Here is a 5,082-nt window from a genome sequence, read left to right on the forward strand (position 1 = left end):
GGGGGGGGGGGGGGGGGGGGGGGGGGGGGGGGGGGGGGGGGGGGGGGGGCGCGGGCGGGGGCCGCCCCCCGCGACGGTGACGCGGATCGTGGAGGACCAGACCGGCCCGTTCGCGCCCAATGCCTTCGTGCGGATTGCGCCGGATGGCAGCATTACCCTGATCCTGCCGAATGTGGAGATGGGGCAGGGGATCTATACCGGCGAGGCGATGCTGATCGCCGAGGAACTGGATGTGGGGCTGGAGCAGATCCAGATCGAGGCCGCGCCGGCGGATGACGCGTATGTCACCAAGGCGTTGGGGACGGAGGCCACCGGCGGCTCGACTTCGACGATCGCGACCTGGAAGAGCCTGCGCGAGGCCGGCGCGGTGGCGCGGACGCTCTTGATCCGGGCGGCCGCCGATCGGTGGGTGGTCGAGCCGGCGTCGTGCCAGAGCGAGGCTGGCGTGGTGCGGCATGTGCCCACCGGGCGGACCCTGACTTATGGCGAGCTGGCGGTGGAGGCGGCGGCGCTGCCGGTTCCCTCCGGCCCGGTTGCGTTGCGCGCCCCCTCGACCTTTCGCCTGATCGGCCATGCCCAGCATCGGCTGGACGCGCCGGCGAAGGTGAACGGCACGGCGACCTTCGGCATCGACATCCAGCAGCCGGGCATGAAGATCGGCACCGTCGCGGCCTGCCCGGTGATGGGGGGTGTGCTGCTGCATGTCGATGACCGCGCGGCGCGGCAGGTGCCGGGCGTGCGGGAGGTGCTGACGATCGGCAATGCGGTCTGTGTGGTCGGCGACCATTACTGGGCGGCGCGCAAGGGGCTTGAGGCCCTGGCGATCACCTGGGATGAAGGCGTCAATGCCACCGTGTCCACCGGGACGGTCTATCGGCAATTGCATGAGGCGCTGCAAGGGCCGGCCATCGTCGCCAACACCAAGGGCGATGCCAGGATGGCCATCAGGGGGGCCGCGACGCGGGTCGAGGCCGTGTATCAGCAGCCGCTGCTGGCGCATGCGCCGATGGAGCCGATCAACTGCACGGTGCATGTGACACCCGAGCGATGCGATGTCTGGGTCGGGACCCAGGTGCCGATGCGCGCCCGCGATTCGGCGGCCGAGGTGACGGGCCTGCCGAAGGAAAAGGTCTTTCTGCACAACCAGTATATCGGTGGTGGCTTCGGGCGGCGGCTGGAGCATGAATATGTCACGCAGGCGGTGCAGTTTGCCCGCCAGGTGTCTTATCCGCTCAAGGTGATCTGGAGTCGCGAGGAGGATCTGACGATGGACCGGTACCGCCCGGCCTATGTCGATCATCTGGTCGGCGGGCTGGACGCCCACGGGAAACTGGTCGGGCTGTCGCACCGCATCGTGGGGCCGGCGGTCGTTGCCCGCTGGGCGCCCGAGGCGCTGCTGCCGAATGGCGTGGATGACGATCTGCTGGTCGGCACCGTCGAGACGCCCTACGCCATCCCGGCCATGTTCCTGGATTACGCGCGGCGCGAGACGCCGGGCGTGGTGACGGCATGGTGGCGTGGGGTCGGCGGCACGCGCGGGGTCTTCGTCATCGAGAGCTTCATTGACGAACTGGCGGCCAGCGCGAAGGTCGATCCGGTGGCGTTCCGCCGCCGCATGACGGAGGACCGACCGCGCGCGCGGGCGGTCCTGGACCTGGCGGCCGAGAAGGCGGAATGGGGGACGCCTCTGCCGGAGGGCGTCGGGCGCGGCGTGGCGCTGCAATATGTCTTCGGGTCGTACCTCGCCACGGTCATGGAAGTCGAAATGTCGACGATGGGTACCGTGCGGGTGCGCCGTGCCGTGGTGGCCCTCGATTGCGGGCGGGTGGTCAATCCCGATCAGGTGGTGTCGCAGATCGAGGGCGGGCTGATCTTCGGCCTGAGTGCCGCGCTGTTCAACGAGGTGACACTGGAAAACGGGCGGGTGCGGGAGAAGAACTTCAACACATACAGGGTCCTGCGGATGAACGAATCCCCCGCCATCGAGGTGCATCTGATCGACAGCACCGAGGATCCCGGCGGCATTGGCGAGACGGGAACCGCCGCGGCCGCGGCGGCTCTGGCCAATGCGATGGCCGCCGCCACCGGCCGCCGCTATCGCCGGTTGCCGCTGACGGGGCCGCAGGCATGAGCCGTGCTTTCGTGATGCGCTTCGGGCGTCGGGTGGCCGGTGCGGCGGTGCTGACCGGGATTGTGCTGACGGGCACGGCGAAGGCGCAGGATGCCGATCTGGTGCGGCGTGGTGCCTATCTGGAACAGGCGGCGGATTGCGAGGTCTGCCACACGAAGCCGGGGGGCGTGCCCTTCGCCGGGGGGCGCGCGTTCGACCTGCCGGGGATCGGCACCCTCTATGCGCCGAACATCACCCCCGATGCGGAGACCGGAATCGGGCGCTACACCGACGCGCAGTTCGATTCGGCCGTGCGGCGCGGCGTGGGGCCGGGATGGCGGCATCTTTATCCCGTCATGCCCTATGCGTCCTACGCGAAGATGACGGCGGAGGATGTCCGTGCCATTCGCGCCTATCTGATGAGCCTGCGCCCGGTCCATGCGCCGGCGCCGGCCAACCGGGTGCGGTTTCCCTATAATATCCGCATGGCGATGATCGGGTGGAACCTGCTCTATCGCCCGTCCGGTCCGCTGTCGGACGATCCGGGACGGTCGGCCGCCTGGAACCGGGGGCGCTATCTGGTCGAAGCGGCCGGTCATTGCGGCGAATGCCATACGCCCCGGACCATGCTCCAGGCGCTATCGATGACGAAATCCTATGCCGGGGCCATGATTGATGGGTGGCTGGCCTATAATATCTCGTCGGATGTCGATAGCGGCATTGGAGCGTGGAGCGATACGCAATTGGCGGCGTATCTCTCCACGGGCCATGCCGACGGGCGGGGGACGGCCGTCGGGCCGATGGCGGATGTGGTCAGTCACAGCCTGCGGTTTCTGACGCCCGAGGATGTCGCGGCGATGGTGACCTATCTGCGCAGCCTCCCGGCGCGGCGGTCGGACGAGACCATCGGGGTCGTTTCGCCCGAGACGCTGGCTCAACTGGCGCCGATCCACAGCAATGGCGAGCGGCTGTTTGCCGGCGCCTGCGCCGGGTGCCATCTGACGGACGGGCATGGACGGCAGGTCGATTTCGCCGCCCTGTGGGGCGCGCGTAGCCTGGGCGAGATCGACGGGCGGAATCTGGTCCGGACCATGGTCGAGGGAGGGACGCTGCAAACCGTGCATGGCGCGATGGTCATGCCGGCGTTCGGGCCGGAATATCGGAACCAGGATCTGGCCGACATCGCGAATTATGCCATCAGCCATTTCGGGAATCGGGAGGGCCATGTGACGGCCCGGGATGTCGCGGTTGCTCGGGGGGGCGTTTCGCCCTGAGTGGGGGAGGCCACGAGGTTGCATGCCGGGCCTGCCAATGCGCGGCGCCCGGCATAGCTTTCTGGTGCCGGCCAATGTGATACTGCATATCACGGGCGGCCGCGAAGCTGATGCTGTGCGGCGGTTCATCACTGGCGCTTTGAGACAGGCACCGCAGGAAAGGGAAAGACCGACCGATGGTAGCGGCGGACGGATTTGAACCGCCGACCAAGGGATTATGATTCCCCTGCTCTACCGCTGAGCTACGCCGCCATCGCGTCGGTGACGTGGGAAATATCGCCCCGTCCGGGCAAAGTCAACCCACGGATGACGTTTGAAGTGAGGCTTCCCATCGTGGTTAAAGAAGCACCTCGTCCCCATTGATATGGCGCTATTCAGGCCATCGGCAGCCCGTGTCGCCCCCATGGAAAGAGTGAACCCGGATTCGTGAAAAACGCCTTTATCGACCTTCTGACCCAGATTCGTATCTCCTTTGACTGGTTGCCCGGCACCATGGCCTCGATTGTGGTGCTGTGCGCGGCCGTGCTGATGGCCGAGATATGCAGCCGGATCATGACCAAGCTGGTCCTGCGCATTCCCGGACAGAAGAAGGGCGCGTTCATCCGGTTGTTCACGATGGCGATGCAGCGCCCGGCGCGGGTGATGCTGGCGATCGTCTTCGTGGCGACGGCGCTGCCGGCCTCGGGCTTTTCGTACCGCACCATGCAGTGGGGCGGCCATGCGCTATTGGTGCTGTTCGTGCTGATGGTGGGGTATGCCGCGATCGTGGCGATGCGGATTCTCTCCGATGCCTATCTGGCGCGCATTACCGGCACGGACGACCGTGACGATATTCTGCTGCGTACCCACATGACGCAGGTGCGCGTGCTGCGGCGCATGGCGGATATCCTGGTGGGGCTGCTGACGGTCGGCTCGGCGTTGATGACGTTCGAATCGGTGCGGGAATATGGGCTGAGCCTGTTTGCCTCGGCGGGCGCGGCCTCGGTGGTTGTGGGCCTCGCGGCCCGGCCGCTGCTGACGAACCTGATCGCGGGCATGCAGATCGCCATGACGCAGCCGATCCGCATGGAAGACCTGATCATCATCAATGGCGACTGGGCGTGGGTGGAGGAAATTACCGCCACCTATGTCGTGCTGCGGGTGTGGGACTGGCGGCGGCATATCGTGCCGATTTCATGGTTCCTGGAAAATCCGTTTCAGAACTGGACCCATAATTCGGCGGCGCTGATCGGGGTGGTGTTTCTGTATGTCGATTTTCACGCGCCCATGGACCGTATTCGCGCGCGCCTGCGTGAGATCGTGCATGGCAGCGCGTTGTGGGACGGCAAGGTGTTCGACGTTCAGGTGGCCGATTGCAGCGCCCATGTCATGACCATCCGGGTCATCGCCAGTGCGCGGTCGGCCTTGGTGAGCTGGGACTTGCGGTGCGAGATCCGCGAGAAGATCATCGTCTTCATGCGTGACGAATGCCCGGAGGCGCTGCCGCGCGAACGGTTGGCCCATGTCTCGTCCCTGGCGGGCCATGAGGCGCTGATGGTGGCGCCGCCGATCGACCGGCCGCCGCCGGGCGCCTATACCGGGCCGTCCGGTCCGGTATAGGGCCTTCCGCGCGGGGCGGGCGCCCGCCGGGCGCGGGGGCGCGCGCCGCGCCCGCGCCCTGCCAGTCCGCCGCCCTACATAAGCTCGCCGCCCTGCGTA

3 protein-coding genes and 1 tRNA gene are annotated in these 5,082 nt (G+C 67.2%); 3 read left to right on the forward strand and 1 reads right to left on the reverse strand.

Features of this window, described 5'->3' with window-relative positions:
• The first annotated feature begins 76 nt into the window (after positions 1 to 76).
• Both ABF821_RS19845 and ABF821_RS19850 read left to right on the forward strand, forming a co-directional pair.
• On the forward strand, positions 77 to 2,131 hold the full coding sequence (locus tag ABF821_RS19845) for a molybdopterin cofactor-binding domain-containing protein (protein WP_415531333.1): 2,055 nt from the start codon (positions 77 to 79) through the stop codon (positions 2,129 to 2,131).
• Positions 2,128 to 3,384 carry a c-type cytochrome gene (locus tag ABF821_RS19850; protein WP_415531332.1) on the forward strand — a complete coding sequence of 419 codons (1,257 nt, stop codon included), beginning with the start codon at positions 2,128 to 2,130 and terminating at the stop codon, positions 3,382 to 3,384. The genes ABF821_RS19845 and ABF821_RS19850 overlap by 4 nt, the downstream gene beginning before the upstream one ends.
• A 177-nt stretch (positions 3,385 to 3,561) precedes the next feature.
• On the opposite strand, the gene ABF821_RS19855 is transcribed toward ABF821_RS19850, so the two are convergent.
• Positions 3,562 to 3,636, reverse strand: a tRNA-Met gene (locus ABF821_RS19855).
• A gap of 174 nt (positions 3,637 to 3,810) precedes the next feature.
• Here ABF821_RS19855 and ABF821_RS19860 point away from each other — a divergent pair.
• A complete protein-coding gene (locus ABF821_RS19860; RefSeq protein WP_182972561.1) occupies positions 3,811 to 4,983 on the forward strand; it encodes a mechanosensitive ion channel family protein in 1,173 nt (390 codons plus the stop codon).
• The last annotated feature ends 99 nt before the right edge of the window (positions 4,984 to 5,082 follow it).

The sequence above is a fragment of the Gluconacetobacter sp. genome (assembly GCF_047721585.1).
Taxonomy (GTDB): Bacteria; Pseudomonadota; Alphaproteobacteria; order Acetobacterales; family Acetobacteraceae; genus Gluconacetobacter; species Gluconacetobacter dulcium.

Excerpts from the sequence above, each read along its gene's own strand:
- ABF821_RS19850 (WP_415531332.1), top strand. The coding sequence starts at position 2,128 with ATGAGCCGTGCTTTCGTGATGCGCTTCGGGCGTCGGGTGGCCGGTGCG.